Source organism: Azospirillum sp. A29, assembly GCF_042604625.1.
Taxonomy (GTDB): Bacteria; Pseudomonadota; Alphaproteobacteria; order Azospirillales; family Azospirillaceae; genus Azospirillum; species Azospirillum palustre.
The window spans coordinates 1,654,479-1,679,495 of sequence record NZ_CP170466.1; the positions used below are offsets into that span (position 1 = coordinate 1,654,479).

22 protein-coding genes and 1 tRNA gene are annotated in these 25,017 nt (G+C 67.5%); 8 read left to right on the forward strand and 15 right to left on the reverse strand.

Annotation, left to right across the window (positions count from 1 at the left end):
* The first annotated feature begins 68 nt into the window (after positions 1 to 68).
* Positions 69 to 2,552 carry a DNA topoisomerase (ATP-hydrolyzing) subunit B gene (gyrB, locus tag ABNQ38_RS22765; RefSeq protein WP_377808175.1) on the forward strand — a complete coding sequence of 828 codons (2,484 nt, stop codon included), beginning with the start codon at positions 69 to 71 and terminating at the stop codon, positions 2,550 to 2,552.
* Positions 2,553 to 2,646: 94 nt separating this feature from the next.
* On the opposite strand, the gene ABNQ38_RS22770 is transcribed toward gyrB, so the two are convergent.
* A complete protein-coding gene (locus tag ABNQ38_RS22770; protein WP_377808176.1) occupies positions 2,647 to 3,417 on the reverse strand; it encodes an SDR family oxidoreductase in 771 nt (256 codons plus the stop codon).
* Positions 3,418 to 3,519: 102 nt separating this feature from the next.
* Here ABNQ38_RS22770 and ABNQ38_RS22775 point away from each other — a divergent pair, with 102 nt between their 5' ends.
* From ABNQ38_RS22775 to ABNQ38_RS22785, 3 genes are all read left to right on the forward strand, one after another.
* Complete coding sequence (locus tag ABNQ38_RS22775) at positions 3,520 to 3,963, forward strand: winged helix-turn-helix transcriptional regulator (RefSeq protein WP_377808177.1); 444 nt, start codon at positions 3,520 to 3,522, stop codon at positions 3,961 to 3,963.
* A 591-nt stretch (positions 3,964 to 4,554) separates the two neighbouring features.
* On the forward strand, positions 4,555 to 4,782 hold the full coding sequence (locus ABNQ38_RS22780) for a hypothetical protein (protein WP_377808178.1): 228 nt from the start codon (positions 4,555 to 4,557) through the stop codon (positions 4,780 to 4,782).
* Between the two features lie 109 nt (positions 4,783 to 4,891).
* Positions 4,892 to 5,239, forward strand: a complete 348-nt coding sequence (locus ABNQ38_RS22785; protein WP_377808180.1) for a hypothetical protein — start codon at positions 4,892 to 4,894, stop codon at positions 5,237 to 5,239.
* Positions 5,240 to 5,308: 69 nt separating this feature from the next.
* On the opposite strand, the gene ABNQ38_RS22790 is transcribed toward ABNQ38_RS22785, so the two are convergent.
* The 4 genes from ABNQ38_RS22790 to ABNQ38_RS22805 all read right to left on the reverse strand — a co-directional run bounded on the left by ABNQ38_RS22790 (position 5,309) and on the right by ABNQ38_RS22805 (position 11,045).
* Positions 5,309 to 6,118: a transglutaminase family protein gene (locus ABNQ38_RS22790; RefSeq protein WP_377808181.1), complete on the reverse strand. Its 810-nt coding sequence runs from the start codon at positions 6,116 to 6,118 to the stop codon at positions 5,309 to 5,311.
* Positions 6,119 to 6,350: 232 nt separating this feature from the next.
* The gene (gene ptsP / locus ABNQ38_RS22795; RefSeq protein WP_377808182.1) at positions 6,351 to 8,669 is read right to left on the reverse strand and encodes a phosphoenolpyruvate--protein phosphotransferase; all 2,319 of its coding nucleotides are present in this window, start codon (positions 8,667 to 8,669) and stop codon (positions 6,351 to 6,353) included.
* A gap of 2 nt (positions 8,670 to 8,671) precedes the next feature.
* Positions 8,672 to 9,757: an NAD(P)H-dependent flavin oxidoreductase gene (locus tag ABNQ38_RS22800; RefSeq protein WP_377808183.1), complete on the reverse strand. Its 1,086-nt coding sequence runs from the start codon at positions 9,755 to 9,757 to the stop codon at positions 8,672 to 8,674.
* A 52-nt stretch (positions 9,758 to 9,809) separates the two neighbouring features.
* A complete protein-coding gene (locus ABNQ38_RS22805) occupies positions 9,810 to 11,045 on the reverse strand; it encodes an aspartate kinase (RefSeq protein ID WP_098740796.1) in 1,236 nt (411 codons plus the stop codon).
* Positions 11,046 to 11,228: 183 nt separating this feature from the next.
* Here ABNQ38_RS22805 and ubiG point away from each other — a divergent pair, with 183 nt between their 5' ends.
* Positions 11,229 to 12,011 carry a bifunctional 2-polyprenyl-6-hydroxyphenol methylase/3-demethylubiquinol 3-O-methyltransferase UbiG gene (gene ubiG / locus ABNQ38_RS22810; RefSeq protein WP_377808184.1) on the forward strand — a complete coding sequence of 261 codons (783 nt, stop codon included), beginning with the start codon at positions 11,229 to 11,231 and terminating at the stop codon, positions 12,009 to 12,011.
* A 242-nt stretch (positions 12,012 to 12,253) separates the two neighbouring features.
* On the opposite strand, the gene ptsN is transcribed toward ubiG, so the two are convergent.
* The 9 genes from ptsN to ABNQ38_RS22855 all read right to left on the reverse strand — a co-directional run bounded on the left by ptsN (position 12,254) and on the right by ABNQ38_RS22855 (position 19,703).
* Positions 12,254 to 12,712 (reverse strand): PTS IIA-like nitrogen regulatory protein PtsN, encoded by a 459-nt coding sequence (gene ptsN / locus ABNQ38_RS22815; protein WP_109095955.1) that lies wholly within the window; start codon positions 12,710 to 12,712, stop codon positions 12,254 to 12,256.
* A 34-nt stretch (positions 12,713 to 12,746) separates the two neighbouring features.
* Positions 12,747 to 13,337: a ribosome hibernation-promoting factor, HPF/YfiA family gene (gene hpf / locus ABNQ38_RS22820; RefSeq protein ID WP_098740800.1), complete on the reverse strand. Its 591-nt coding sequence runs from the start codon at positions 13,335 to 13,337 to the stop codon at positions 12,747 to 12,749.
* 152 nt (positions 13,338 to 13,489) lie between these two features.
* Positions 13,490 to 15,106, reverse strand: coding sequence for an RNA polymerase factor sigma-54 (gene rpoN / locus ABNQ38_RS22825; protein ID WP_377808185.1), 1,617 nt, complete (start codon positions 15,104 to 15,106; stop codon positions 13,490 to 13,492).
* A 33-nt stretch (positions 15,107 to 15,139) separates the two neighbouring features.
* On the reverse strand, positions 15,140 to 15,931 hold the full coding sequence (gene lptB, locus ABNQ38_RS22830; protein ID WP_377808187.1) for an LPS export ABC transporter ATP-binding protein: 792 nt from the start codon (positions 15,929 to 15,931) through the stop codon (positions 15,140 to 15,142).
* Complete coding sequence (locus ABNQ38_RS22835) at positions 15,928 to 16,674, reverse strand: LptA/OstA family protein (RefSeq protein ID WP_377808188.1); 747 nt, start codon at positions 16,672 to 16,674, stop codon at positions 15,928 to 15,930. The genes lptB and ABNQ38_RS22835 overlap by 4 nt, the downstream gene beginning before the upstream one ends.
* Before the next feature lie 146 nt (positions 16,675 to 16,820).
* Complete coding sequence (gene lptC, locus ABNQ38_RS22840; protein ID WP_377808189.1) at positions 16,821 to 17,588, reverse strand: LPS export ABC transporter periplasmic protein LptC; 768 nt, start codon at positions 17,586 to 17,588, stop codon at positions 16,821 to 16,823.
* A gap of 52 nt (positions 17,589 to 17,640) precedes the next feature.
* A complete protein-coding gene (locus tag ABNQ38_RS22845; protein ID WP_377808190.1) occupies positions 17,641 to 18,690 on the reverse strand; it encodes an SIS domain-containing protein in 1,050 nt (349 codons plus the stop codon).
* A 178-nt stretch (positions 18,691 to 18,868) separates the two neighbouring features.
* Entirely contained in the window at positions 18,869 to 19,495 is a 627-nt protein-coding gene (locus tag ABNQ38_RS22850; protein ID WP_098740805.1) for a ribonuclease D, read from the reverse strand.
* A gap of 121 nt (positions 19,496 to 19,616) precedes the next feature.
* Positions 19,617 to 19,703 (reverse strand) — tRNA-Leu (locus tag ABNQ38_RS22855).
* Positions 19,704 to 19,991: 288 nt separating this feature from the next.
* Between ABNQ38_RS22855 and ABNQ38_RS22860 the strand changes: the two genes are divergently transcribed.
* Positions 19,992 to 20,963, forward strand: a complete 972-nt coding sequence (locus ABNQ38_RS22860; protein WP_377808191.1) for a complex I NDUFA9 subunit family protein — start codon at positions 19,992 to 19,994, stop codon at positions 20,961 to 20,963.
* Between the two features lie 180 nt (positions 20,964 to 21,143).
* A complete protein-coding gene (locus ABNQ38_RS22865) occupies positions 21,144 to 22,331 on the forward strand; it encodes an MFS transporter (RefSeq protein ID WP_377808192.1) in 1,188 nt (395 codons plus the stop codon).
* A gap of 16 nt (positions 22,332 to 22,347) precedes the next feature.
* Here ABNQ38_RS22865 and ABNQ38_RS22870 read toward each other — a convergent pair whose 3' ends face one another.
* Complete coding sequence (locus ABNQ38_RS22870) at positions 22,348 to 23,148, reverse strand: undecaprenyl-diphosphate phosphatase (RefSeq protein ID WP_109490477.1); 801 nt, start codon at positions 23,146 to 23,148, stop codon at positions 22,348 to 22,350.
* Positions 23,149 to 23,533: 385 nt separating this feature from the next.
* On the opposite strand from ABNQ38_RS22870, the gene ABNQ38_RS22875 reads away from it, so the two are divergent.
* The gene (locus tag ABNQ38_RS22875) at positions 23,534 to 24,982 is read left to right on the forward strand and encodes an NAD(P)-dependent oxidoreductase (RefSeq protein WP_377808193.1); all 1,449 of its coding nucleotides are present in this window, start codon (positions 23,534 to 23,536) and stop codon (positions 24,980 to 24,982) included.
* Positions 24,983 to 25,017: the final 35 nt, after the last annotated feature.

Genomic DNA, 25,017 nt, shown 5'->3' on the forward strand with positions numbered 1-25,017 from the left:
CCGGAAAAAAAGCATGCCGACGCACGCTAAACCGCCGAATCCGCAACCGAATCTGTTATAGTCGACGCATGGCACAGGAAGCACTGAAGAACGACCTCCCGCAGTCGGAGCCCCAGCAGGCGGACTACGGGGCGGAGTCGATCACCGTTCTGCGCGGGCTCGATGCCGTGCGCAAACGCCCCGGCATGTACATCGGCGACACCGACGATGGATCCGGCCTGCACCACATGGTGTACGAGGTGGTCGACAACGCCATCGACGAGGCGTTGGCCGGCTATTGCGACAAGGTCGAGGTCGTGCTGAACGCCGACGGATCGGTCACGGTGCGCGACAACGGCCGTGGCATCCCGACCGACATCCATTCGGAGGAAGGCGTTTCGGCGGCCGAGGTCGTGATGACCCAGCTCCATGCCGGCGGCAAGTTCAACCAGAACAGCTACAAGGTCTCCGGCGGCCTGCACGGCGTCGGCGTCTCGGTGGTGAACGCGCTGTCGGAAACGCTGGATCTGCGCATCTGGCGCGGCGGCCGGACCTGGACCATGCGCTTCCGCCACGGCAATGCCGAGGCGCCGCTGGCCGACGTCGGCGAGGCGCCGATGGTGCCGGAGAAGGGCAAGCCGCTGTCGGGCACCGAAGTCACCTTCATGCCCTCGACCGAGACCTTCACCAACATCGAGTTTGATTTCGCCACGCTGGAACACCGGCTGCGCGAGCTGGCCTTCCTCAACTCCGGCGTCCGCCTGCTGCTGACCGACGCGCGCGGGGTGGAGCCGAAGGTGCAGGACCTGCATTACGAAGGCGGCCTGGAAGCCTTCGTCAGCTGGCTCGACCGTTCCAAGACGGCGCTGCACAAGCCGGCGATCACGCTGAAGAACGAGCGGCCGACCGAGCATGGCGGCGTGGTGACGGTGGAATGCGCGCTCCAGTGGAACGACAGCTACCACGAGACGACGCTCTGCTTCACCAACAACATCCCGCAGAAGGACGGCGGCACCCACCTTGCCGGCTTCCGCGCCGCGCTGACCCGCGCGATCAACAACTACGCGACCGAATCCGGCATCGCCAAGAAGGAGAAGGTCAGCCTGTCGGGCGACGACGCCCGTGAAGGCCTGACCTGCGTCCTGTCGGTGAAGGTTCCGGATCCGAAATTCTCCAGCCAGACCAAGGACAAGCTGGTCTCGTCGGAAGTCCGCCCCGTCGTCGAGGCGGTGGTGGGCGAGGCACTGGCCCAGTATTTCGAGGAACATCCGGCCGACGCCCGCCGCGTCATCCAGAAGGTGGTGGAAGCCGCCGCCGCCCGCGAGGCCGCCCGCAAGGCGCGCGACATCACGCGCAAGAGTTCGCTCAGCATGTCGTCGCTGCCGGGCAAGCTGGCCGACTGCCAGGAGCGCGACCCGGCGCTGTCGGAACTGTTCATCGTCGAGGGCGATTCGGCCGGCGGTTCCGCCAAGCAGGGCCGTTCGCGCCAGTCCCAGGCCATCCTGCCGCTGCGCGGCAAGATCCTGAACGTGGAGCGGGCGCGGCTGGACAAGATGCTGGGTTCGGCGGAGATCGGCACGCTGATCGCGGCGCTGGGCACCGGCATCAGCGACGAGTTCAACGCCGACAAGGCGCGCTACCACAAGATCATCATCATGACCGACGCGGACGTGGACGGCAGCCACATCCGCACCTTGCTGCTGACCTTCTTCTTCCGGCAGATGCCCGACCTGATCGAGCGCGGCTATCTCTACATCGCCCAGCCGCCGCTCTACCGCATCAAGCGCGGCAACGCCAAGGAGCGCTACCTGAAGGACGACCGGGCGCTCGAAGAGTATCTGGTCGAGGCGGCGCTGGGCGACCTGTCGGTCCGGCTGTCGGACGGCTCCCTGCTGATCGGCGAGCAGCTGGCCGCTCTGGTCGAGCAGGCCCGCACCGCGCGTCCGGCGATCGACACGCTGTCGCGCAAGGTCGGCAACGCCATGGTGGTGGAGCAGGCGGCGGTCGCCGGCACCCTGTCCGCCGTCCTGGCCGACGACAAGGCGGCGGCCGAGGCCGCGGCCAAGGCGGTGGCCGAGCGGATGAACGGGCTGGACGCCGACGGCGGCTGGCGCGGCGAGGCTCTGCCCCAGGGCGGTTATGCGGTGATCCGCGCCCGGCGCGGCGTCACCCACCGCCACCTGTTCGACACCGACCTGCTGAAGAGCGGCGAGGCCCGCCGTCTCGACGGGCTGGCCGCCGACCTGAAGCGGGTGTTCGGCACCGCCGGCCGGGCCTTCGAGAAGCAGAAGGAAAGCCGCGCCCTGACCGGCCCGGTCGCCCTGTTCGACACGGTGATGGAGCTTGGCCGCCGCGGCGTCACCATCCAGCGCTACAAGGGGCTGGGCGAGATGAACCCGGACCAGCTGTGGGAAACCACGCTGGACCCGACCAAGCGCTCGCTGCTTCAGGTCCGCGTCAGCCACGTCGATCAGGCGGAGGAGGTCTTCTCCACCCTGATGGGTGACGTCGTCGAGCCGCGCCGCGAGTTCATCCAGGACAACGCCCTGAAAGTGTCGAACCTGGACGTGTGATCGCGGTGGCCGGTCAGTTGAGCAGAAAATGAAAAAAAGCGGAGCCTCTGCGGCTCCGCTTTTTTTTCGTCCGGACGCCGCCCGTTCCGCCTCCTTACTGCTGCGCCTCGCGCGCTTTGCGGGCCATGTCGTTGAGCGTCGTCACCGCCTCGTCGAAACGGTGCTCCGCTTCGGCCTGGCGCTGGAAGGCGACGCGCTGCACCAGGATCTCGCGCGGGGTCGGCTGTTGCTGGAACAGCGCCATCACCTCGTCGATGAAGTCGGCCAGCGGCAGATAGCCCGGACGGGTGGCCTGCCCGGGAGTGAGGTCCGTCTGAACCGCCGGCGGCACCAGCTCGATGACCTCGATCTTGCCCTTCAGCGCCTCGCGCAGGGCGACCGTGTAGAGATGCATGGCCGCCTTGGTCGCCGAGTAGGTCGGGGCGGAAACCAGCGGCACGAAGGCCAGGCCGGAGGTGACGTTGACCAGCGCCGCATCGGGCTGGCGGCCCAGATGCTCGACCAGGGCGTCGGTCAGCCGGATGGGGCCGAGTAGGTTGGTGGCGACGGTCGCCTCCGCATCGCCAAGGTCGCGCTGCCGGTCCAGCGCCTCGAAGCGCATGATCCCGGCATTGTTGATCAGCACGTTGAGAGCCGGATGCTCGGCCGTCAGCCGCCGGGCGAAGTCGTCGACGCCTGTGGCGCTGTCGGCATCGAAGGTCATGGCGTGCATGTTCGGACGGCCGGAGATCGCCTGTTGCAGCACATCGTCCCGGCGGCCGGCGACGATCACCGTGTTGCCGAGATCGTGAAAACGGTGGGCCAGAGCTTTGCCGATGCCCGAGCCGCCACCCGTGATCAGGATGGTGTTTCCTTCGGTTTTCATGAGCGTGACTTTCGCTGTTGTCTGTATGAAAGTTATCGCCCACACTCTCCAGACAAAAGTAGGCACCGAAAAGATTTATACACACCAAAAGGAGAGTGTACGATGCGTAAGGCTTTCCCCGACCCGCAGATCGAGGCACGGCGCCAGCAGCCGCCCCCCGAGACGGTCGATCCGGCCATCGAGGCGCTGGTTCACGACATCATCGGCAAGGTGGCCGACAAATGGACCATGCTGATCCTCGAAGCCCTGCACGAGCATGGCACCTTGCGCTTCACGCAGCTCGGCAAGGTCGTCGGTCGGATCAGCCAGAAGATGCTGACCCAGACCGTGCGCCAGATGGAGAGGGACGGTCTGGTGCGGCGGACGGTGCATCCGGTTATCCCGCCGCATGTGGATTACACGCTCACGCCGCTCGGCGAGAGTTTGGGAGCGGCGTTCTGCGGCGTGTGGATCTGGGCAGAGACGCACCACGCCGAGATCGAGCGGGCGCGGGCCTCCTTCGCCGAGCGTGAGGCGGCGACATCCGGCACCACGACGGGCGATTGATTTTCCGACGTTCCGACCAGTTAAGCAAAAGATGAGACGCTGAATTCCAAGTTCGGAATTTCTGTAAAATTGTTGGGCAGCGCAGCGATTTTCGAACCCATGGTGTTTTTTCACGATAAATAAGATGCTGAATTCATGGAAAAATCCGGATGAAAATCTCGATCATATCGATTTCATAAATCTCCCCAAGATAAATTCTTCGCAATACACATTGTAAATCTTCGATCAAATCTCCACTTAGACTATACCGAAGGCCACCCCAGGCTCGCTTGTGTTCTGACCTCGCTTGTGTTCTGACAAGGCTCTCTCATCCGAGGCTCTTCCTGGCGTGACTCGATCCGGACGGTATCGTCATCGCCTGCGGCGATACCGGTCAGCGCCGAAGAACAGCCACGGAGAACAGCCATGAATGCCGGGACAGGCACTGCTTCCCTCATGTCCAGCCGCCACCCAAGCCGCCAGGACGATTGGATCGTCCGGACGAACGGGGTCGCCTTTCCGCCCTGCGCCGGTCCCTGCGCCGGTCGAACCGGTACGGTTCCGGCACAGACGGGCATCCTGCTCTCAATGTCCTGATCGGAGGGGCCCGCCATGACATCACTGTTCCAGTCCATCACGGGGCAACGCCCCGTTGGCGCCGACATGTTGCGCGAACAACTGCGCTGGACGGATGCGGAGCGCCGCTGGCATCCGGCCCCGCACGCCGCGCCGGCCGACCAGCCTCCCCACGACTTTCCACCGCCGGGCAACGCCAGCCTGCCGCAGGGCGCCCTGCTGACCCGCCTCACCATGGCCGGCGCAGCCGCCATCAGAGCGTGATCGGTTCGGACGCACCCGTCCGAACCGGGCATCGCGTGAAAAATCCAGAGACCGGACTCCATCGGATGCTTCAGCAGGCCTCCAATGGACGTCGAAGAGGAGTGGCATCGTGAGCCTTGCAGCCCATTACATCGTGTCGTGCCGTACGGACGGCTGGTTCGTCGGACTGGAAGGGGAACTCTACGGCCCCTTTCCCAACGGCAAGACCGGGGCGCTGATCGCCGCGGTGCAGAACGCCAACCATGCCGGAAAGGACGGTCATGACGCCCGCGTGCTGCTCCGCGCGCCGGACGGCGGCGTCAGCACCGTCTGGGTCTTCGGCACCGACAGCTACCCGTCGCCCTGGGTGGAGGATTTGCACCGGATCGCGCAGCAACCCCGCCGCCAACGCGCCCGCGCCTCCGCCGTTCCCGACCTTGACGCCGCCCCTGTCCCACAGCCCTCCCTGGCGCTGTGAAGACCCTGGCGCCGGACACCGGGCGGAGTCCCCACCCCGGCCCGGCTTGACCGAAGGGACGGGCGCGGATTACGCGCCCACCTCTTCCGTCCAGACCCGGAACTCCGTCAGCGTGTTGGGGCCGAAGGTGTGGGTGAGCGGCACATCGGCCGCATCGCGCCCCTGCGCGATCAGGATGCGCCCGATCCGGGGCGCATTGTTGCGCGGATCGAAGACATGCCAGCGGCCGCCCAGATAGACCTCCATCCACGCCGCGAAATCCATCGGCCCATAGGGGGGCGGCAGCCCGATGTCGCTGATGTAGCCGGTGCAGTAGCGCGCCGGAATGTTCATCGCGCGGCAGAAGGCGATGGCGAGATGGGCAAAGTCACGGCAGACCCCGCGCTTCTCGGCATAGGTCTGGGCGGCGGTCCGCGTCGGGCGCGAATGCTCGTAGCCGAACGTCACATGGTTGTGGACGAAGTCGCAGATCGCCTGAACCCGCGCCCAGCCCGGCGCCGTGCCGGAGAACAGCCGCCATGCCTCGTCGGACAGGACGTCGGTCTCGCAATAGCGGCTTCCCAGCAGGAACAGCAGGGTGTCGGCCGGCAACTCGTCGACGCGGTGCTGGGCAGCGCCGGGATCGACCGGATCGAACGCCCCGCTGTCCCGGATGATGCTGTCGGCGCTGATGGTCACGGCACCGGCGGGCGCGACCAGCCGGCTGCACCAGTTGCCGAAGCTGTCGCGATAGCCCTGGATCGGCGCCGGAACGCTGGTGACGATATGGTCGGGCCGCTCCAGGTCGCCGACGCGGGAGTAATGCACGTTCAGCATCACGATCATGGGGGTGGGGGCGGGAAAGCTGAAATTCAGCTGGTAGCCCAGGCGTATGCGCATGAATGCCCTCCGATGAAAAAGCGTGCTGGTGCTGGCGGATACAGGTATCGCCCCCGAGGCTGAAGAAGATGGAGGGAAAAGGATACATATTTTATGGTATCGGCCGGCCAAACCGGCAGGAATGGCAAATAAAAAAGGGCGGACCACACCGGCTCCGCCCGTTATTTTCGCGACCTGCCCGAAAAAAGAGCAAACTACCCGCACCGGCGGCCCTGCGCACCGCCGGCCGGCATCAGAAGATCACGCCGTGATCCTTGCCGAAGGTCTTCAGCTTGTCGCGCAGGCTGTGGTCGGCACCGGTGTAGAGCCCGCTCATATATTGCCGCAGGGCGGCGACGTCGAGCGAGCGCAGCATGGTCTTCACCGGGCCGACCGACGGCGGCGACATCGACAGGGTGCGGAAGCCGACGCCGATCAGCGCCATAGCATCCAGCGGCCGCCCCGCCATCTCGCCGCAGATGCTGAGCGACACCTTGTGCCGGCTGCATTCGTCGACCAGACGGCGCAGCACGCACAGCATCGACGGCGACAGCGGGTCGTAGCGGGTCGAGGTACGCGGGTTGCCGCGGTCGGCGGCGAACAGATACTGGGTCAGGTCGTTGGAGCCGACCGACAGGAAGTCCAGCTTCGGCAGCAGGGCCGGGAGTTGCCACAACAGCGACGGCACCTCCAGCATCGTGCCGACGCGCAGGCTGCTGGGCGCCTCGATGCCCTGGGCGGCAAGGCGCTTCAGCTCCAGCTCCAGCAGGCGGCGGGCGCCATCGAACTCGGCGACCTCGGCGATCATCGGGAACATCACCGACAGCGGCCGGCCGGCAGCGGCCAGCAGCAAGGCCCGCAGCTGCTGGCGCAGCAGCGACGGGTGGTCCAGCCCGATGCGCACGGCACGCCAACCCAGCGCCGGGTTCTCCTCCTCGCCGCCGGTCATGTAGGGCAGCATCTTGTCGCCGCCGACATCCAGCGTGCGGAAGACGACCGGCTTGTGGCCGACCTCGTCCATGATGCGGGAATAGAGGGTCGTCTGCGCCGTCACGTCGGGATAGGAGGCGCGGACCATGAAGGGGATTTCGGTGCGGTAGAGCCCGACGCCCTCCGCCCCGCTGGCGGTCAGGTGCGGCAGGTCGATCAGCAGGCCGCAGTTCAACTGGATGGAGATCGGCACACCGTCGCGCGTCACCGAGGGCAGGTTGCGGATTTCCGCATACATCTGCTCCTTGCGGTGCTGCAACGCCACCGCCTCGCCGAAGGCCATCTGGATGTCTTCGGCCGGACGGATGAAGACCGAGCCATGGTCGCCGTCGACGATCAGCTGGTCCAGCGGCTCGATCCGGTTCAGCGCGTCGGCCGCCTGAACCACCGGGATGTTGAGCGCGCGGGCGACGATGCAGACATGGCTGGCCGGCGACCCCTCCTCCAGCAGCAGGCCGCGCAGGCGGGTGCGGTCGTAATCCAGCAGCTCCGCCGGTCCCATCGAGCGGGCGACCAGGATCATGTCGTCCGGCAGGGTGGCGCCATCGGTGGTGCCGGTCTTGCCGGCCAGATGTTGCAGCAACCTGTTGGTCAGATCCTCGAAATCCATCAACCGTTCCCGGATATAGGGATCGGTCAGATGGCTCATGCGGGCACGGGTGTCGTTCTGGACCTGCTGCACCGCCGCTTCCGCCGTCAGGCCGACGCGGATCGCCTCGCGGATGCGCGACAGCCAGCCGCGGTCCTCGGCGAACATCCGGTAGGTCTCCAGGATGTCGCGCGGTTCGCTGAGGCCCGCCAGCGACGCCGCCTCCAGCAGGTCGTCGATGGCGCTGTGCATGGTCTGCAGCGCGGTGTTGAAGCGCTCCAGCTCGGCATCGGCATCCTCCGCCACCATCTGGCGGACGGTCAGCTGCGGCCGGTGGATGACGGCGAGGCCCATGGCCAGCCCGGCGCTCATCGCCGTGCCCGACAGGCGGGCCGGCGCCAGCACGGGATCGCCGGTGGTGGTGACCTCCACCGGGTTGACCAGCTCGCTCTGCGCCACCAGCTCGGCGACGACCATGGCGATGGTCTGGAGGGTCTCGACCTCCTCCTCGACATAGCGGCGGCGGTCCTTGTGCTGGATCACCAGCACGCCGCGCACCTTGCTGCCGCGCAGGATCGGCACGCCGGCCAGCGACTGGAACGGATCCTCGCCGGTTTCCGGACGGTAGGCGAAGCTGGGATGGGAGGGCGCGTTGTCCAGCGCCACCGGGCGGGCGTGGCCGGCGATGTAGCCGACGATGCCCTCGCCGACGCGCAGGCGGGTGTTGTGGACGGCGGTCTTGTTGAGGCCTTCGGTGGAGAACAGCTCCAGCACCTCGCCGGCGCGCATGACGTAGCAGGAGCAGACGTCCGCCTTCATCTCCGCCGCGATCAGCGTGACGATCTTGTCCAGCCGATCCTGCCCCGACCCCGACCCGGCCATGATGTCGCGCAGCCGGGCGAGCAGCCGGCGCGACGAGGTGCCGTCGAAACGGGGATGCACACCCCCACCCATACTGCCGTCGCCGGCTGCCGTGTCGAGGGTGTCGGTCATCGCTACAGCGCTCCCACCGTCGGCTCCGTCATCAGGTTTAACGATGCCTCATCCATCGCCCGCCGTGCCAGCGCCGATTCGGCCTGGGCGATCAATTCGGCCAGGATTTCGGCCACCGGCTGTTCGCGGGTGACCAGCCCGACGCTCTGCCCGGCCATCAGGGAGCCGCTTTCCACGTCGCCCTCGATCACCGCGCGGCGCAGCGCGCCGGCCCAGAAATGCTCGATCTCCAGCATGCCTTCGTCGCGGCTCATCGCGCCGGAATCGACCCTGGCGATGACGTCGCGCTGGAATTCCATGAAGCGCTTGGACGCCTCGTTCGCCAGCGCGCGCACCGGGATCACCGGGAAACGCGGGTCGATCTGCACCGACGGTTGGGCGTCGCGGGCCGACGCCCGGATGAAGGCCTGCTTGAAATTGGCATGGGCCACGCATTCGGTGGCGCAGACGAAGCGGGTGCCGACCTGCACGCCGGCCGCCCCCAGCTCCAGATAGGACAGGATCGTCTCGCCCCGGCCGATGCCGCCGGCGACGAACACCGGCACATCGCGCAGGTCGGGCAGGATTTCCTGGGCCAGCACGGTGGTGGAGACCGGGCCGATGTGGCCGCCGGCCTCGGTTCCCTCGATCACCAGCGCGTCGGCGCCCTGCTTCACCAGCCGCCGCCCGGCCCCCAGCGTGGGGGCGAAGGCCATCGCCCTGGCCCCGCCGTCCTTGATGCGGCGCAGGGTGGCGCCGGTCGGCAGGCCGCCGGCGACGACCACATGGCCGACCGTCTGCTCGCGGCAGACGTCGATCAGTTGGTCCAGCGCCGGGTGCATGTTGATCAGGTTGACGCCGAACGGCCTGTCGGTCAGCGCGCGGGTGCCGGCGATCTCCACCGCCAGCTGGTCCGGCGCCATCGAGCCGCAGGCCAGCACGCCGAAGCCGCCGGCATTGGAGATGGCGGAGACCAGATGCCGTTCCGACACCCAGCTCATCGCACCGCCCATCACAGCGGTGCGGGTGCCGAGGAAGTCCCGGCCCCGCTGCCAGAGCCGGTCGAGCCGGGCCGATGCTGCCGCCGCGTATGATGTGGCGTCGGTCATGGCCGGCCCTTTCCTGATGTTCCCGTCCCCGGCACCCGGGTCCCGCCTGCGATCAGGCGGCGTCCAGGCCGTAGGCGGTGTGCAGGGCACGCAGCGCCAGCTCGGCATACTCTTCGGCGATCAGGACCGAGATCTTGATCTCCGAGGTCGAGATGACCTGGATGTTGATGCCCTTGTCGGCCAGCGCCTTGAACATGCGCTGGGCGACGCCGGCATGGCTGCGCATGCCGACGCCGATGACCGACACCTTGACCACATTGGCATCGGAAATGATGCGCTTGTAGTTCAGGGTGGACTGCGCATCCTCCAGCACCTTCACGGCGCGGGCGATGTCTGCCTTGCCAACGGTGAAGGTCATGTCGGTCGACTTGCCGTCTTCCGACACGTTCTGGACGATCATATCGACGTTGACGGCGTTGTCGGTCAGCGGACCGAAGATGGCGGCGGCGACGCCCGGCTGGTCGGCGACGCCCACCAGGGTGATCTTCGCCTCGTCGCGGCTGTAGGCGATGCCGCTAACAACTTCCTTTTCCACGATCTCGTCCTCGTCAACAACCAGGGTTCCGGGAAGCGAACTGCCCGCAGCGGCTTCGAAGCTCGACAGCACCTGCACGCGCACGCGGTGGTTCATCGCCATCTCGACCGAGCGGGTCTGAAGCACCTTGGCCCCCTGCGAGGCCATCTCCAGCATTTCCTCGTAGGTGATCTTGTCGAGCTTGCGCGCCTTGGTGACGATGCGCGGGTCGGTGGTGTAGACGCCGTCGACGTCGGTGTAGATGTCGCAGCGGTCGGCCTTCACCGCCGCCGCCAGCGCCACCGCCGAGGTGTCCGAGCCGCCGCGGCCCAGCGTGGTGATGCGGCCATGCTCCGACACGCCCTGGAAGCCCGCGACCACGGCGACTTCGCCGGTCTGCAGGGACTTTTCCATCTCGGTGGTGTCGATGGAGACGATGCGCGCCTTGCCGTGCGTGTCGTCGGTGCGGATCGGAATCTGCCAGCCCGCCCAGGAGCGGGCGGGAATGCCGAGCGACTGCAGGGCGACGGCCAGGAGACCGGAGGTCACCTGCTCGCCCGATGCCACGACCGCGTCATATTCGCGGGCGTCGTGCAGCTTGTCGATTTCGTTGCAGTATTTGACGAGCTGGTTGGTCACGCCGGACATCGCCGACACGACGACGGCGACCTGATGCCCCGCCTTCACCTCTTGCTCGACCTTTCGGGCCACGTTCTTGATGCGGTCGATGTCGCCGACCGACGTGCCTCCGAACTTCAGGACGATCCGCGCCATACCTCACACCATGTCTGGCCGCCCGGTCATGCCGTCTGGATCTCGCCATCTCGGTCATGCGGGTCGGCTGTGCGCACCCCCGCTCCACCGTTGCCGGCGCGGGGCGGCGTATCCATACTCCGTCGCTGGAAGCGAGGCAAGTTGCCCGCGCCCGTCCCGCCTCACAGTTTACGGATTTTCACCATGACCGCCTCATCCTCCGCTTTCCCGCACGCGTCCGCAACCGCCTCGGCTGGCGGAACCGTGGATCCGGAGGATGTCGCCCGCTTCTCCGCCATCGCCGCCGAATGGTGGGACCCGGCCGGAAAGTTCAAGCCGCTGCACCGGCTGAACCCGCTGCGCCTGACCTACATCCGCGATGCCGTCTGCAAGCGGCTGGGCCGCGACCCGCTGGCGCCGAACCCGCTCGCCGGCCTGCGCATCGTCGACATCGGCTGCGGCGGCGGCCTGCTGGCCGAACCGCTGGCGCGAATGGGCGCCACGGTGGTCGGGGTCGATGCGTCGGAGAAGAACATCAAGACCGCCGCCACCCATGCCGCCGAGACCGGCACCGCCGTCGATTACCGCGCCACCACTGCCGAGGCCCTGGCCGCCAGCGGCGAGACGTTCGACGTGGTGCTGGCGATGGAGGTGATCGAGCATGTCGCCGACGTGGCCCTGTTCGTGAAGTCGCTGTCCGACCTGCTGGCCCCCGGCGGCGCGCTGTTCCTGGCGACGCTGAACCGCACGCCGAAGTCCTTCGCGCTCGCCATCGTCGGGGCGGAGTACATCCTGCGCTGGCTGCCGCGCGGCACCCACAACTGGCGCCAGTTCCTGCGCCCTTCCGAACTGAATGCCATCGTACGCCCGTACGGCCTGAGCGTACGCGACCTGACCGGCATCACGTACAACCCCTTGAGCGACGAGTTCCGGCTGAACGCGCGCGATCTGGACGTGAACTACATGGGCTGGGCGGAGCGGGGGTGAGGAGGGGGCGCCCTCAGTCCTCGTAAATTTCGTCCAGCGGCAGAGAGGGGTCCAACGCGGCCAACAATGACAGGACCGTCGCGCACCACGTCGACGGTCCAGCCGCGGTCGTGTCGGCTTGGCGGCATTGTACCAGCCTCCGCCAGCCCCTACACCAAATCGGCGCATCCGCCGCCAAAGAAAAAGGGCCGCGCACGAATGTGCGGCGGCCCTTTGGCTGTCTGCCCCTCACTGGCGGCCCGTCAGTTGGACGGGCTCGGCTCGTGCTGGGTCAGGAGCGCGTACATCGCGTCGCCCGACTGGGCTCCGCGCAGCTTCTCGCACATGGACTGGTCCCGCAGCAGGCGCGAGACGCGGGCAAGGGCCTTCAGATGATCGGCTCCCGCCTGTTCCGGGGCGAGAAGGAGGAAGATCAGGTCGACCGGCTGCTCATCGATCGCATCGAAATCGATGGGCCGCTCCACACGGGCGAAGACGCCATGGACGCGGTCCAGGCTGGACAGCTTGCCGTGCGGGATGGCGATGCCATGACCCACGCCGGTCGTGCCCAGCCTTTCGCGCTCCAGAAGCACGTCGAAGATCGCCCGCTCGTGCTGACCGGTCAGCTCGGACGCTTTGCGCGCCATCTCCTGCAGGGCCTGCTTTTTGTTGCCGGCCTTCAGGTTCGGGAGGATGGCGTGCGGAGAGATGAGGTCGAGCATGACGCTTCTTGACCGGCGAGACGGGTCGGCGCCGTCAGGCGCCGGCCTTCTCCGCCGGGTCGACCCAGCCGATGTTCCCGTCGGCGCGGCGGTAGACCATGTTCAGGCGGCCATGCGCACCGTTATGGAACATCAGCGCCGGAGCCTGCGCCAGCTCAAGGCGCATCACCGCCTCGCTGACCGACAGGGTGGCGATGCTCGTCTCCATCTCGGCAACGACCATCGGGTTCGCGGCGCCGTCGGCGGCAGCCTCGACTTCCTCGTGATGCTCCTCGGTCTCGGCTTCCAGCACCCGGTAGCTCGCCGGGAGGGCGGCGCCGTTCTCGGCCGCGTGGTGGTCGCGCAGGCGGCGCTTGTAGCGGCGCAGGCGCTTGGCCAGCTTCTCGCAGGCGATGTCGAAGGCCGGGTAGGGTTCGGTGGCGTCGCCGGCGCTCTGCAGGACGATCCCGCGACCCACATGGGCCTGGATGTCGGCCTTGTAGAGGTGCGCGTCCTTGGTCAGGATCACGTTCGCCTCGATCGGCTTGTCGAAGTACTTGCCGACCACGGCGTTCAGGCTGTCGGCCACATGGGTGCGCAGAGCGTCACCCACATCGAGCTGCTTGCCTTTGACGGAGAGTTGCATGGTGGAACGTTTCCAATATTGGTCCGCTGGGGACGGTGTAGACACGACGTCCGAAGATGTCGGGCTCAAAGATGCTGATCCGCCGCTTGCGGGCCGGGACGATAGGCAAGGGTCACCGGACTGTCAATCGAGCCCTCCCCCGCCCGAACCGCTTACATGCGTGACATCTTGGCACGGCGTCGCTGCACCGATGACGGTATTTTCATCGCTTCACGATACTTCGCGACCGTCCTTCGCGCAATGTCGATCCCTTCCGCCCGGAGAATCTCCACCAGTTTGTCGTCGGACAGCACATCGTCCGGCTTCTCCGCATCGATCATGGTTTTGATGCGATGCCGAACCGCTTCTGCGGAATGGGATGCCTGCCCATCCGCACCCTGGATTGCGGAAGTGAAGAAGTATTTCAGCTCAAAGACGCCGCGCGGGGTCGCCATGAACTTGTTGGTGGTAACGCGGCTGACTGTGCTTTCATGCATGCCGATGGCCTCCGCGATGTCACGCAGGATCAGCGGTCGCAGGTGCGAGACACCATGGATGAAGAACGCATCCTGCTGGCGGATGATCTCGCTCGCCACCTTCAAAATGGTGGTGGCGCGCTGGTGCAGCGACTTGACCAGCCAGTTGGCCGACTGGAACCGCTCGGAGATGTATTCCTTGTCGGCCTTGTTGCGGGCACCGTCGGAGATGCGGGCGAAATAGCGGTGGTTGACCAGCACCCGCGGCAGCGTGTCCGGGTTCAGGTCGATCAGCCAGCCGCCGCCGGGATTGGCGCGCATCAGGATGTCGGGGGTGACCAGCTGGGCCGGGGTGTGGTCGAAGGCCAGCGCCGGCTTCGGGTTCAGCTTGCGGATGTCGACGACCATGTCGGCGACGTCCTCGGCATCGACGCCGCAGACCTTCATGATGGCCGGCAGGTTGCGCGCGGCCAGAAGCTCCAGATTGTCGAGCAGCGCCGCCATCGCCGGGTCGAGCCGGTTCTTCTCGCGCAGCTGGATCGCCAGGCATTCCTTCAGCGAGCGGGCGAAGATGCCGGGCGGGTCGAAGCGCTGGCAGGCGGCCAGCACCCGCTCCACCCGCTCCGCACCGCAGCCGAGCTGCTCGGCCATCGCCTGGGCATCGAAGCCGATCAGCCAGCCGGCCTCGTCCAGCATGTCGATCAGAGCCAGCCCGATCAGCTGGTCGCCCAGGTCGGGTAGGTCGATCTTCAGCTGTTCGGTCAGGTGGTCGCGGAGGTTCTTCTCGCTGGTCAGCGTCGCTTCGAGGTTGCTGTCGTCATCCTCGAAGCCGCTGCGGCCGCCGCGCTCGCCGTACGAGCCGTAGACCTCGCTGCCGCCGTCCGAGCCGTCGGAAAAGCGGTCGTCGCTGTAGACATTCTCGAAATCGGTGTCGAGCGGCGATTCCGACGAGGAGGCCATCGTGTCCGACGAGGTCATCTCCACCGTGTCGCGGGTGCGTCCGTCGCTTATCGGCAGGGCCGGCCCGTCGTCGCGGCCGTTCAGCCCGTCGATGCTGAGTCCGTTGGCCTCCATGCCGCCGGGGCCGTCCAGCCCGCCCGGCGCCTCGCTGCCGTCCGCCGGTCCCACCGGATCGCTGCCGCCGTCGGCCGATCCGCCGTCGCGCTCCAGCAGCGGGTTCTGCTCGATCTCGCGGTCGACGAAGTCCGACAGTTCGATGTTCGACAGTTGCAGCAGCTTGATGGCCTGCTGCAACTGCGGCGTCATCACCAGGGTCTGGGCTTGTCGAAGGTCGAGACGTTGAGCAAGCGCCATGGCTGTGGAACCGGAACCAGTGGAAACGGAGGGCTACAGACTGAAGCGGTCACCGAGATAGACCCGGCGAACCCCCTCGTGCGCCACGATCTCGTCGGGCCGTCCCTCCATTAGTACCACACCGTCGTGCAAAATGTATGCCCGATCGACGAGGTCCAATGTTTCACGCACATTGTGGTCGGTGATCAGCACGCCGATGCCGCGGTCGCGCAGATGGCCGACCAGCTCGCGGATGTCGTTCACCGCGATGGGGTCGATGCCGGCCAGCGGCTCGTCCAGCAGGATGAAGTGCGGCTGTCCGGCCAGCGCGCGGGCGATCTCCACGCGCCGCCGCTCGCCGCCCGACAGCGCCAGGGCGGGGGAACGGCGCAGATGCGTGACCGAGAATTCGGCCAGCAGCTCGTCCAGCATCGCCTCGCGCGCGTCGCGGTCGCTCTCGACCACCTCCAGCACCGAGCGGATGTTGTTCTCCACCGTCATGCCGCGGAAGATCGAGGCCTCCTGCGGCAGATAGCCGATGCCGAGCCGGGCGCGGCGGTACATCGGCAGCGCGGTGATGTCCTGGCCATCCAGCGTGATCGTGCCGGAGTCGGCGGCGATCAGGCCGGTGATCATGTAGAAGCAGGTGGTCTTGCCGGCGCCGTTGGGACCGAGCAGCCCGACCGCCTCGCCGCGCTGGACGCTGATCGAGACGTCGCGCACCACCGGCCGCTTCTTGAACGACTTGCCGAGATGCTGGGCCACCAGCCCTTCGGTCGGGACGGCAGCGGAAGCGATGTTTCCGGCAGGAGCGGCGCCGGGCCCGTTCGCGGTCAGCACGGTCACGGCTTCTTGCCCGCAGGCGCGCCGGGCCCGTTCTTTTCACCCGGAATCAGCAGGCCGCTGACCCGGCCGCCGGCGTCGCGGCCGGCGATGACGCGGTTGATCTTGGTGTTCATGTTCATCTCGGCGGCTTCGCCGTTCAGCTGGTTGTCGCCGCGGGTGATCTTCACGTTGCCGATCAGCACCGCGACATTGTCGGCGACCGAATAGACCAGCTTGTCGGACAGCGCCACGTCGGTGGGGGTGGTGACGACGATGTTGCCGGAGCCGTCGATCCGCTCCATCTGGGTGGTGCCGTCCGGCATCTTCTTCAGCCGGCCGATCAGCACGTCGGCGCGCAGCCGGTCGTTGCCGCGCACCGCCACCGCGTCGCCGCGCGCCACGGTCAGGTCCTGCGCCTCGTAATACTCCAGGCTGTCGCGGGCGGTGACCACGTCCTTGGTGGTGATCAGCTTCAGATCCCGGCCGGTGACGACGGCGACCTGCTTGTCGACGTCATAGACGCCGTGGTCGCCATAGACCTGCTGGGTCGGGCTGACGATGCGGACGTTGCCGTCGGCCACCAGCTGGAACACCTCGTTCCCCTTGCCGGGAACCTCGCGGTAATAGGCGGTCAGCACGTCGGCGAAGACGGTCGAGTCGTTGCGCTTGGCCGACGCGTTGCCGCGCGCCACATAGGCGCGGACGTCCTGGTGCCATTCGATCGCCTGATCGGCGTTGATCTCCACCGGCTGCTTGCCGCCCATGCCGGGCAGACCCTGGGCGAAGGCCGGCCCTGGAACCAGGGATCCGAAAGAGAAAAACCCGCCGGCCAGGATGGCCGACAGGGTCAGGGCAATACGAAATGGGGCAATACGGAGTGTGGGGGGACGGAATGGCGACCGTTTGGACGTCACGGCTTCTTGCTCCCGGGGCGCTCGGCGGCCTGGACCTCGGCCTTCGACTGGTTGAGGAAGACGACATTCTTGCCGCGGTCCGTCATGCGGAAGCCGATGGCGTTGATCTCACCCTGCGGACCCTGGCCGGTCACCGCCTTGTCGCCCCAGGCGTTGCCCTTGCGGATGTCGGCCTCGGCCTCGCTGGTGGTGAACTCGTTGCCGTCGTCGCGCAGCACATGGACGTTGCCGCGCATCAGCAGGATGCCGGTGTTCTGGTTGTACCAGCCCTTGTCGGACCGCATGGTCACCCAGGTGCCGGTGGTCTCCGTCATCTCCGCCTGCGGGTCGTCCAGCAGGACGATGTCGGGCTGGTCGGTCGACTTGTCGGCCTTGGCCGCCACCAGCGAGAAGGGCTGGTTGTGTTCGTCCAGGCTGAAATAGCGCGGCTTCAGCATCTCGCTCTGCCCGGCGTCGGCGCTGACGCGGGCGCTCTGCGGGCTGTTCAGCGACGGCCAGGCCGCCAGCAGGGCCACCATCGCCAGCGCCGCCGCCGGCAGCACGAACTTCATTGCGGAAACGAAACGGCTGTAGACCCGGCTGACCGGACGGGTGTCGCGCCGCCGGTGCGCCCGCAGCGCCGCCGGCGGTTCGGCGGCGGCCGGCGCGCGAAGGTCCGGCGCGCCGGCGGACAGGCCGCCGAAGGTGGATTGCCCGGCGCTCGGGGCGGGGGCGGGGCGGCCGGCTGTCGTACGGTCGGGGCTGCGCAGGTCGTCCAGGCTCAAATCTTCGTCCCTCCGGCTCGGCGCTTCGCTTCCATCATGGACAGAACAATCGTCAGGCCGCACCGGCGCGCAGGACATCGTGGATGTGCACGATGCCGAGCGGCCGGTCGGCCTCGATCACGAACAGGGTGGTGATCTTCTTGTCGTTCATCTCGCGCAGCGCCTCGACGATCAACGCCTTGGGGCGGATGGTCTTGGGCCGCGGCGACATGATGCTGTCCGCGCGTTCCGCCAGAAGCTCCGGCGTCAGATGACGGCGCAGGTCGCCGTCGGTGATGATCCCGACCAGCGCCCCGGCATCGTCGGTCACCCCGACGCAGCCCAGCCGCTTGGCCGTCATCTCGAAGATGACGTCGGACAGCGGCGAGTCAAGACGGCACAGGGGCAAATCCTCGCCCTTATGCATGATGTCGGTGACCTTCAGCAATGCGCGGCCCAACTGGCCGCCGGGGTGGAACTCGCGGAAATCGGCGGCGGAGAAGCCGCGCCGCTCCAGCAGAGCCACCGCCAGCGCATCGCCCAGCGCCAGCATCATGGTGGTGGAGGTGGTGGGTGCCAGACCCAGCGGGCAGGCTTCCGGCTCCGGCGGGATGACCAGCGCCACGTCGGACTGCTCGGCCAGCGCCGAGGCGGCACGCCGCGTCATGCCGATCAGCGGAATGCCGAAGCGGCGGGTGTAGGCGATGATGTCCGCCAGCTCGTGCGTCTCGCCGGAGTTGGACAGCGCCACCACCGCGTCGATCTTGGCGATCATGCCGAGGTCGCCGTGGCTCGCCTCGCCCGGATGGACGAAGAAGGCTGGCGTGCCGGTCGAGGCCATGGTGGCGGCGATCTTGCGGGCGACATGGCCCGACTTGCCCATGCCGGTGACGATCACGCGGCCTTCGATGCCCTGCAGGATGTCGAGCGCCCGCAGGAACTTGCCGTCGAGGCTGCCGGCCAGCGCCAGCAGCGCATCGGCCTCGGTCCGCAGGACGCGGGTGGCGCAGGCGAGATCGCGGTTCTCCACCGGGCTGGATACTGCCTGGGCGGTGGAACCGTCGGTCAGGCTGCCGCTCAGGCTGGACGTGATAACACTGGTCAAGGCTGTGATGCCTTCCATTCGCAAGGCCCGGCGATGGGCCGTTCACAAACACGGCGCCTGCCCGGATGTCTCCCGGCAGGCGCATCGAGCAGTATGCCCATCGGGGGACGCCGGGTCAAATCCACGCCCGGCCGGGGGGCGGTTGGTCGCAGATCGCTCCCTCTCCCGCCCCGGTCAGGGAGCGATCATCTCGCCGTCAGTGCGCTAGAATGTCCGGGGTTTCCCAGCCGCCGAGGTCCAGCTCGCCGCGGGCGGGCAGGAAGTCGAAGCAGGCCTGGGCCAGATGGGTGCGGCCCTCGCGCGCCAGCATGACGTCCAGCTTCGCCTTCAGGTCATGCAGGTGCAGCACGTCCGACGCGGCGTACTTCATCTGGTCGGTGGTCAGCTCGGGCGCGCCCCAGTCGGAGGACTGCTGCTGCTTGGAGATCTCCACGCCCAGCAGATCCTTGCACAGATCCTTCAGGCCATGGCGGTCGGTGAAGGTGCGGACCAGCTTGGAGGCCACCTTGGTGCAATAGACCGGCTGGCAGCCGACGCCCAGATAGGCCTTCATCACCGCCACGTCGAAACGGGCGAAGTGGAACAGCTTGGTCACAGTGGGATCGGTCAGCAGGCGCTTCAGGTTCGGCGCCTCGTACTGGCCGGGGCGGAACTGCACCAGATGGATGGCACCGTCGCCGGCCGACAGCTGCACCAGGCAGAGACGGTCGCGGTGGGGGTTCAGCCCCATGGTCTCGGTGTCGATGGCGACGCAGTTGTCGCGGGCGCCGGCGCCGAGGTCGAGGCCGTCGGGGAGGTCGCCGTCATGAAGGTCGATGGGCATGGTCGCGTCCCGGGGTGGTCAGGCCCCCGGCCATGGACCCTAGAAACGACGAACGCCGCTCTGCACTGCCTCCCTCTCAATCGAAGGAGCTGTGCATGCGGCGCAGCCGGGTAGAAAGAAATGGTGCCCAGGAGAAGACTCGAACTTCCACGACATTTCTGCCACAGGTACCTGAAACCTGCGCGTCTACCAATTCCGCCACCTGGGCTCGGTGCTCGGTGTGTGGGCGGTTGTTTAATGATCCGGCCGGGAGGCGTCAACAGCTTTTTTCCGACCCCTTCATTTTTTTGCCGCATCGCGGGTTTTCGCCGGATTTTCCCGGGGCGGGGCCGGGCGCGACGATGCAGTCCCTAGATTGGGGGCGGTCCATTCGCTATAAGCATGGCCGCAGTTCCAGCAGCCCTCTATGGCGACACACAGTCGGACGACGCGCGGGGGCGCGCGCAAAAAGCGCGAAGACCCCGGTTTCGGCGCGCAACGGCACGGGAGACGGTCGATGTCCTATCGCACTCAGGTTATCACGGTGTTCGGCGGTTCGGGCTTCATCGGCCGCCACCTGATCCGGCGCCTCGCCAAGTCGGGCGCCCTCATCCGCATCGCCACCCGCAACCCGGGCAAGGCCGGCTTCCTGAAGACGGCCGGCGCCGTCGGCCAGATCGTGCCGTTCGCCACCGACTGCACCGACGACGTGTCGGTCGCCCGCGCCCTCCAGGGGGCGGATGTCGCCATCAACCTGCTGGGCGTGCTGTACGAGCGCGGGAGCCAGAGCTTCCAGGGCGTGCATGTCGACGCCGCGTCGCGCATCGCCCGGCTGGCCGCCGCGGCAGGCGTCAACCGGCTGGTCCAGATCTCCGCCATCGGCGCCGACGCCTCCTCGCCGTCGGTCTATGCCCGCTCCAAGGCGGCCGGCGAGCAGGCGGTGCTGTCCGCCTTCCCGGCGGCGACCATCCTGCGCCCCAGCATCGTCTTCGGGCCGGAGGACAATTTCTTCAACAAGTTCGCCGCGATGGCGCAGAAGGCCCCCGTCCTGCCGCTGATCGGCGGCGGCAAGACCCTGTTCCAGCCGGTCTATGTCGGCGATCTGGCCGACGCCGTCGTGGCGGCGCTGGACAGCGACGCCAGCCGCGGCAAGACCTATGAGCTGGGCGGCCCGCGCATCTATACCTTCCGCGAACTGCTGGAGCTGACCCAGAAGAACATCCAGCGCCACCGCCCGCTGGTGACCATCCCCTGGAGCGCCGCCGAGTCGCTGGCCGGCATCCTGGAGAAGGTGCCGGTGCTGGCCCCGGCCCTGACCCGCGATCAGGTGGCATTGCTGAAGCAGGACAACGTCGTCTCGCCGGGCGCGCTGGGCTTCAAGGATCTGGGGATCGCCGAGCTGGCGGCCTGCGAGGTGATCCTGCCGACCTACCTGTCGCGCTTCATCGTCGGCGGCAAGTACAGCGGCATGACCAACAACGCCCATTGAGGCAACTCCCGCCCACGGGCGGGTCCGTTCCCAGTGCCTTCCGAAAGCCCCGGCCGCCGCGCCGGGGCTTTCGCGTTGAGGGGACCGGGGGGCCGCGGGCATGGCACGCCTGCCCCATCGCCGCTTGAATTCCTCCGCCGCCGCCGTCATGTGGGCGGTTCAACCAAGGCGGGAACGGTGATGACGGGAGCAGAGGATATCCGGGGTGTGTCGGGCCGGATGGCGGAACAGGCGTCGGCCGCGCGCTGGGCGACCGTCGTCGCCTTCTTCCTGAACGGCACCGTCTTCGGCGTGTGGGCGACGCAGATCCCGCTGCTGAAGAACCGGCTGGACCTCAGCCCGGCGGTGCTGGGTGCTGCCCTGCTCTGCCTTGCCGTCGGCGCCCTGACGGCGATGATCGCCAGCGGGCCGCTGCTGGGCCGGCTGGGCAGCGCACCGGTAACGCGGGTGACCGCCCTGCTGTTCGCCGGGCTGCTGCCCCTGCCCTCCCTGGTGCCGGACGTGATGACGCTGTGCATCGTGCTGGCGCTGTTCGGCGCGTCTGGCGGCACCATGGACGTCGCGATGAATGCCCAGGGCGCTCTGGTGGAGCGGCGGATGGGCCGGCCGATCATGTCGTCGCTGCATGGGATGTGGAGCCTCGGCGGGCTAGCCGGAGCGGGCCTGGGCGGGCTGCTGCTGCCGCTGATGGCGCCGGCGGCGCAGGCCGCGCTGGTGTCGGCCGGGCTTCTGGCGCTGTTCCTGGCCTTGCAGGGGCGCTTCCTGCCCGACCGCAACGCCGGCGGCGGCGGGCTGGTGCTGCCCGACCGCAAGACCCTGCTGCTCGGCCTGCTCGCCGCGATGGCCTTCATGGGCGAAGGCGCCATCCTGGACTGGAGCGCCATCCATCTGCGCGACGATCTGGGCGCGCCGGCCTCCATCGCCGGCATGGGGTTCGGCGTGTTCTGCGCCGCCATGGCGGCCGGGCGGTTCAGCGGCGACCGGCTGCGCCACCGCTTCGGCGGGGCGACGCTGATGCGTGCCGGCGGCCTGCTGGCCACCGCCGGGCTGGGATGCGTGCTGGCCGGGGGGATTGTCGCGGGGGGAGCGCCGGTGCTGGCGATGGTCGGCTTCGGACTGACCGGGATCGGCCTGTCGAACATCGTCCCGGTGCTGTTCAGCACCGCGGGGTCGGTGGACAGCGGTCATCCCGATCATGCGGTCGCCGCGGTGTCCACCATGGGCTATGCCGGCGTGCTGGCCGGTCCGCCGCTGGTCGGCTTCATCGCCGAGGCCACCAGCCTCGCCACCGCCTTCGCGATGATCGCGCTGCTGGCGCTGGGCATGGCCGCCGCCGCGGCCCGTGCGGTGCCGCGGCGGGTGGTTTGAGGGTTGCAGGTGACGCTTACAAATACAGGAACGCCAGCATGCCGGTGCCGACGGCGATGCGGTACCAGCCGAACGGGGTGAAGCCGTAGCGGCCGACGAAGTCGACCAGCGTCTTCACCACCAGGGCCGCGGCGATGAAGGCGGTGACGAAGCCGACCAGGATCAGCAGGCCGCTGTCCAGGCTCATCACCGACCAGTTCTTGTAGAGGTCGTAGACGGTGGCGCCGGCCATGGTCGGTACCGCCAGGAAGAAGGAGAACTCGGCCGCCGCCTTGCGGTCGACGCCCATCAGCAGGGCGCCCAGGATGCTGGCACCCGACCGCGACACGCCGGGCACCAGGGCCAGGCACTGGCAGAAGCCGATCTTCAGCGCCAGCGGGGCGGAGAAATTCTCGATCTTATGATAACGGGCGACCGGGATCAGCCGTTCCACCAGCAGGATGGCGATGCCGCCAACGATCAGCGCGATGCTGACCACGGTGGGGTTGAACAGCACCGACTTGATAATGCCGTGCAGGCCGGCGCCCAGCACCATCGCCGGCAGGAAGGCGATGACCACCGCCATCACGAAACGGCGGGCGCCGGGGTCGTCCTTCAGCCCTGTGGCGACATGCCACAGCCGCTGGAAATAGACCACGCAGATCGCCAGGATGGCACCGAGCTGGATCACCACTTCGAACACCTTGCCGGGCGGGCCCTCGAAGCCCAGCAGTTCGTCCAGCATGATCAGGTGGCCGGTGGAGGAGACGGGCAGGAACTCGGTCAGCCCCTCGATCAGCCCCAGGAGGGTGGCGTCCAGATATTGATCGATCATCATCGCGGCACGCAGCCTTCGGCACGGTGAATGTTGCAGCGCTTATAGCAGGCGGTGGCCGGGCTTGGCGATGGCGTGGGGTCGGTACCCCTATTCGGGCGATAGTCCTGAATTGGGACTAATTTTCTGTCGCGTTTTTGTGACACCCCAACGCCACGCCCACGCATTACAGCCTTGCGGAAGAAAAGGTCAACAAACCGGACCTATCGGTGTTTTTGTGCTTCCGCGGGGTGGGCGCATGCGTTATATGACGAGCGTCCGCCACTTCGCGGACGTTCGATTTCAACCCAGCCGGTCGGTGTAGGCCACAGCCGCAGCCCCCGGTCAGGCCCAGCAAGGCGATGCCCCCGCGACAGCGGGCGGGGCCGCGAAGCAAGGAGCAGACGTCATGGCGAACCAGAAAATGTTGGGCTTCGTGCACACCGCGCAGAAGATGCCCGACAAGCGGTCTGCCGCCGACCGCCGCCAGGACTTCGCCGAGATCTACGCCCGCTTCAGCAACGAGCGCGCCGGCGAGCAGGCCAACCGCTGCTCGCAGTGCGGCGTTCCCTTCTGCCAGGTGCACTGCCCGGTCTCCAACAACATCCCGGACTGGCTGAAGCTGACCGCCGAGGGCCGTCTGGAGGAGGCCTACGAGGTCTCCCAGGCCACCAACAACTTCCCCGAAATCTGCGGCCGCATCTGCCCGCAGGACCGGCTGTGCGAGGGCAACTGCGTCATCGAGCAGTCGACCCACGGCGCCGTCACCATCGGCTCGGTCGAGAAGTACATCAACGACACCGCCTGGGAAAACGGCTGGGTCAAGCCGCGCAAGCCGGCCCGCGAGCTGGGGCTGTCGGTCGGCGTGATCGGCGCCGGCCCGGCTGGCCTCGCCGCCGCCGAGGAGCTGCGCGCCAAGGGCTACGAGGTTCATGTCTACGACCGCCACGACCGCATGGGCGGCCTGCTGGTCTACGGCATCCCCGGCTTCAAGCTGGAGAAGGACGTCGTCGCCCGCCGGGTCCAGCGTCTGGCCGATGCCGGCGTCATCTTCCATTCCAATTTCGAGGTCGGCCGCGACGCCTCGCTGGCCGAGCTGCGCGAGCGCCACGTCACCATCCTGATCGCCACCGGCGTCTACAAGGCCCGCGACATCAAGGCCCCCGGTTCGGGGCTGAAGAACATCGTGCCGGCGCTGGACTACCTGACCACCTCCAACCGGGTCGGCCTGGGCGATCAGGTCGAGGCCTATGACGACGGCTCGCTGAACGCCGCCGGCAAGAAGGTGGTGGTGCTCGGCGGCGGCGACACCGCGATGGACTGCGTCCGCACGGCGATCCGCCAGGGTGCGACCTCGGTCAAGTGCCTGTACCGCCGCGACCGCAAGAACATGCCGGGCTCGCAGCGTGAAGTGGCGCATGCCGAGGAGGAGGGCGTCGAGTTCGTCTGGCAGGCCGCGCCTGAGGCCTTCACCGGCAATGACGTGGTGACCGGCGTCCGCGCCGTCCGCATCCATCTGGGTGTCGCCGACGCCACCGGCCGCCAGACCCCGCAGGTGATCGAGGGCTCCGACTTCACCGAGCCGGCCGACCTCGTCATCAAGGCGCTCGGCTTCGAGCCGGAGGATCTGCCGGGCATGTTCGGCTCGCCCGACCTGACCGTCACCCGCTGGGGCACGCTGCTGGTCGACCACCGCACCAAGATGACCAGCCTGGACGGCGTCTTCGCCGCCGGCGACATCGTCCGCGGCGCCTCGCTGGTGGTGTGGGCCATCCGCGACGGCCGCGACGCCGCCGACGCCATGCACGCCTACGCCCAGACCGTCGGCGCGCCCAAGCTGGCCGTCGCGGCCGAGTAAGCTGCTCCTTCCTTATTAGAACACCGTCTACCCCA